The organism is Paraburkholderia sp. Ac-20347 (assembly GCF_017104805.1).
GTDB classification, from domain to species: domain Bacteria; phylum Pseudomonadota; class Gammaproteobacteria; order Burkholderiales; family Burkholderiaceae; genus Paraburkholderia; species Paraburkholderia tropica.
Window position 1 is genome coordinate 1 of the sequence record NZ_JAAGPN010000422.1, and the last position, 4,413, is coordinate 4,413.

Genomic DNA, 4,413 nt, shown 5'->3' on the forward strand with positions numbered 1-4,413 from the left:
TTGCGCTTTCACTGCCGCGCGCAGCAAACCGACGCGAACACCACGCGTCTCGCTTGGGGTTTCACGGTCGAAGCGCCGACGTGGTGGCTCGTGCCCGCTGCGAAGATCGTGCGCGATCTGCGTCGGCGCGTGGAAGCGGAGCTTGCGGCGCGCGTTTGATTTACCGGGTCGATTCAATCTTCCTCGACCGCGCCGCGCCGCTCGTCGATCTGCTTCATGTTGTCGAGCAGCTTGAGCAGATAGTGCAGCGTGTGCGTCATGTCGTCGACGGAAAAATTCCCCAGTACTTCCTCGTAATACGCCTGAATCTTGGGCGTGGCCTCGTTCAGCCAGAGCTTGCGGCCCGATTCGCTCATGCGCACCCGGCGCGAGCGGCGGTCCTGCGCGTCGGGCGTCGCGCTCAGATGCCCGTCGCGCTCCATGCGGCTCAGCAGCCCTGAGAGATTCTGGCGGCTCACCAGCAGATAACGCGCGAGGTCGCCCACGCTCATGCCGTCGCGCGCTTCTTCTCGCGAGAGCGCGCCGAGCACCGCCCATTGCTGCGTGGTCAGTCCTTCCTCTTCCACCGCCCGCGTGCCCGTTTTATGCAACATATTGGCGGATTGATAAAGACGAAAGAACAGTCGGTTCGCCAGTTCGAAGCGCGTCGTGTCATCCGTTTTAACGGCATTTTCCTGCGTTTTCTGCATTTTTGACAAAGGGTTTCTCCTGGTGTTGCCGCGCTTGCCGACGTCGGATCGTCTGCCGAGTATACGTCAATATATTGACGTAATTGATGAGCGCGACAAGATCGCGCCAACGTCGACGGACTCCATGGTAACAACCTCGCCACGCAAGGAGGCGCGATGAAGCGGTTCGAAGGCAAGACGGTCGTGGTCACGGGCGGTGGCGGCGGCATCGGCGGCGCGGCGTGCCGGCGTTTCGCGGCGGAGGGCGCACGCGTGGCGGTGCTCGATCTGTCGCTCGACGTGGCGCAGCAGGTGGCCGCGCAGATCGTCGCGCAAGGCGGCGCGGCGCTGGCGCTGCACGGCGACATCACGGTGCGCGCCGACGTGAACGATGCAATCGCGCAGATCGAGACGCAACTCGGTCCCATCGACGTGCTCGTCAACAACGCGGGCTGGGACGTTTTCAAACCGTTCACGAAGACCACGCCGGTGGAATGGGAGCGGCTCATCGCCATCAATCTCGTCGGCGCGCTGCATTTGCACCATGCGGTGCTGCCAGGCATGGTCGCGCGCAAGCGCGGCCGCATCGTCAATATCGCCTCCGATGCGGCGCGCGTCGGGTCCTCGGGCGAAGCGGTGTACGCGGCGTGCAAGGGCGGTCTCGTGGCTTTTTCGAAGACCATCGCGCGCGAACATGCGCGCCACGGCATCACGGTGAACGTGGTCTGTCCGGGACCGACCGACACTGCGCTCTTCGCCGACTACAAGGAAGGCGCGGGCAATCCGGAGAAACTGCTCGAAGCCTTCCAGCGCGCGATTCCGCTCGGACGCATCGGCCAGCCCGACGACCTGCCGGGCGCCATCGCCTTCTTCGCCAGCGACGACGCGCGCTATATCACGGGCCAGGTGCTGAGCGTATCCGGCGGCCTGACCATGGCCGGCTGACACCGCCCGAAAGTGCACGCACACGGCACGCTTTCACCTCACCAGGACTCGACGATGCAATACGACGACATTCTCTACGAAGTGCGCAACGGCGCGGCATGGATCACGATCAACCGGCCCGAGAAGATGAACGCGTTTCGCGGCCGCACGTGCGACGAGCTGATCCACGCGATCAATCGCGCGGGCTATACGCGCGAGATCGGCGCGATCGTGCTCGCGGGCGCGGGCGAGAAAGCGTTCTGCACGGGCGGCGATCAATCGGCGCACGCGGGGCAATACGATGGGCGCGGCACCATCGGCTTGCCGATCGAGGAACTGCACAACGCGATTCGCGACGTGCCGAAGCCGGTGATCGCGCGCGTGCAAGGCTATGCGATCGGCGGCGGCAACGTGCTCTGCACGATCTGCGATTTCACGATTGCCTCGGAGAAAGCGGTGTTCGGGCAAGTGGGGCCGAAGGTCGGTTCGGTCGATCCGGGCTTTGGTACGGCGTATCTGGCGCGCGTGGTCGGCGAGAAAAAGGCGCGCGAGATCTGGTATCTGTGTCGCCGTTATCCGGCGGCCGAAGCGCTGGCGATGGGACTCGTCAACGCAGTCGTGCCGCACGAGCGGCTCGACGACGAAGTGCAAAAGTGGTGCGATGAAATCATGGAGAAGAGCCCGACCGCGATTGCCATCGCCAAGCGCTCGTTCAATATGGATACCGCGCATCAGGCGGGTATTGCAGGCATGGGCATGATGGCGCTGAAGCTCTATTACGACACCGAGGAATCGCGCGAAGGCGTGAAGGCATTTCAGGAAAAACGTCCTCCCGAGTTTCGCAAGTACGCGAAGTAAAGGTGTTTTTGAATTATTTTGGATTCCATAATGATGTCGTGATTCAGGAGCGCGCATGAACCCCTATATCGACGAAGATCTCGCGGCGCTCGCCGAACACGCGCAGCGTTTCGCGCAAGGGCGCGTTGCACCCGGCTTTCTGGAGCGCGACCAGACGCGCGTGCTCGATCGCGATCTGATGCGAGAGATGGGCGAGATGGGTTTTATCGCGCCGGAACTGCCTGAAGCGTTCGGCGGGCAGGGATTGGGCTGTCTCGCGGCGGGCGTGATTCACGAAGCGATCGCGGCCGCCGATCTGAGTCTCTCGTACATCAACCTGCTCGCGTCGCTGAACGGGCAGATTCTCGCGCAGCACGCGCGTCCCGAGATCGCGCGGCTGTGGCTCGAACGGCTCACGCAGGGCCGCGCGCTGCTCGCCATCGCGCTGACCGAACCGCGCGGCGGCTCCGACGCGGCGAATCTGCGTCTGAAGATGGAGCGCGTGGGCGACCACTACGTGCTCAACGGCGAAAAGACTTCGATTTCCGCCGCCGATCAGGCCGACGCCGCCGTGGTGTTCGCGCGCAGCGGCCGCGTGGAAGACGGCGCGCGCGGCGTGTCCGCGCTGCTCGTGTCGATGGATCTGCCCGGCATCACGCGCAGTCGTTTCGATTGTCACGGTCAGCGTGCGATCGGGCGCGGTTCGATCTTCTTCGACAACGTGCGCGTGCCCGTCGATCATCGTCTGGGCGACGAAGGCAAAGGCTTCGTGCAGGTGATGCAGGGCTTCGATTTTTCGCGCGCATTGATTGGCTTGCAGGTACTCGCCGTCGCGCGTGCGAGCCTCGACGAAACGTGGACTTACGTGGCGCAGCGCGAGGCGTTCGGCAAGCCGCTTGCGGCGTTTCAGGGCGTCTCGCATCCGCTGGCCGAATACGCGACGCAGGTGGATGCGGCGCGCCTGCTGTGTCTGCAAACGCTGTGGCTCAAAGATCGCGGGCTGCCGCACACGGCCGAAGCCGCCATGTGCAAATGGTGGGCGCCGAAGCTGGCCTACGACGTGGTGCATCAGTGCCTGCTGTCGTTCGGCCACGGCGGCTACGATCGCGGGCCGATGGAGCAGCGTCTGCGCGACATCCTCGGTTTCCAGATCGGCGATGGCACCGCGCAGATCATGAAGACGATCATCGCGCGCGCGAACGCGGGACGCGAGGCGGTGCCCGCGTAGCGCGCAAGATCATCAGAACACCTGGCGGAACACCCAGTACAGCGCGGCGGCCAGCGCAATCGAAGCCGGCAGTGTGAGCACCCACGCGAGCGCGAGATTTCGAACGGTGCCCCATTGCAGACCGGAGCCGTTCGCGGCCATGGTGCCCGCGACGCCCGAAGCCAGCACATGCGTGGTGGAAACCGGCAGGCCGTAGACGTCCGCCATGCCGATGGTGAGCATGGCGACCGCTTCGGCGGACGCGCCCTGGCCGTAGGTCAGGTGCTGCTTGCCGATCTTCTCGCCGACGGTCACGACGATGCGCTTCCAGCCGACCATCGTGCCGAGACCCAGCGCGATCGCCACCGCCACTTTTACCCATGTCGGGATGAATTTCGTCGCGTGGTCCATCTGCTTGCGGAAGTCGTCGAGCACGGCGGCGTCGGCGGGCGCGAACGTGGGCGCGTGGGCCTTTTCCATCAGCCGGATCGCTTCGGAGGCCACGTACATGTTGTTGCGCACATTGTCGACGATCACTTCCGGCACCTGCGCGAGCGAACCCGAGAGGCTCACCTGGTCGCCGATGATGTCGGTCAGCGCGCGCAGCGCGGGCAGCGTTTGCGGTTGCAACTCACGCGTGCGCACAAACTTTTCGACTTCGGCGCGCGGATCGGCGGGCGCGGCCCCGCGCGCGGGGGCCGGGTCGGGCCGCGCTCAGCTCCCCGTCCTGCGCTGGGCAGCGCGCGCCCTCTCCACGGATCCCTCAGTCTTCTCCCC

Annotated in this window: 4 protein-coding genes and 1 pseudogene; 3 read left to right on the top strand and 2 right to left on the bottom strand. The window is 64.9% G+C overall.

Going from position 1 to position 4,413, the window contains the following annotated elements; all coding sequences use genetic code 11:
* Positions 1-173 precede the first annotated feature (173 nt).
* Positions 174-689, bottom strand: a complete 516-nt coding sequence (locus tag G3N97_RS36775) for a MarR family transcriptional regulator (RefSeq protein ID WP_205997690.1) — start codon at positions 687-689, stop codon at positions 174-176.
* Between the two features lie 156 nt (positions 690-845).
* Between G3N97_RS36775 and badH the strand changes: the two genes are divergently transcribed.
* From badH to aliB, 3 genes are read left to right on the top strand one after another with little or no spacing between them, the layout of a single operon-like run.
* Entirely contained in the window at positions 846-1,613 is a 768-nt protein-coding gene (badH, locus tag G3N97_RS36780) for a 2-hydroxycyclohexanecarboxyl-CoA dehydrogenase (RefSeq protein WP_205997687.1), read from the top strand.
* Between the two features lie 54 nt (positions 1,614-1,667).
* Positions 1,668-2,450, top strand: a complete 783-nt coding sequence (badI, locus tag G3N97_RS36785; RefSeq protein ID WP_205997688.1) for a 2-ketocyclohexanecarboxyl-CoA hydrolase — start codon at positions 1,668-1,670, stop codon at positions 2,448-2,450.
* 55 nt (positions 2,451-2,505) lie between these two features.
* Complete coding sequence (gene aliB, locus G3N97_RS36790) at positions 2,506-3,657, top strand: cyclohexanecarboxyl-CoA dehydrogenase (RefSeq protein WP_205997689.1); 1,152 nt, start codon at positions 2,506-2,508, stop codon at positions 3,655-3,657.
* A gap of 12 nt (positions 3,658-3,669) precedes the next feature.
* On the opposite strand, the pseudogene G3N97_RS36795 reads toward aliB, so the two are convergent.
* A pseudogene (locus tag G3N97_RS36795) lies at positions 3,670-4,326 on the bottom strand (inorganic phosphate transporter); the annotation flags it as partial.
* Positions 4,327-4,413: the final 87 nt, after the last annotated feature.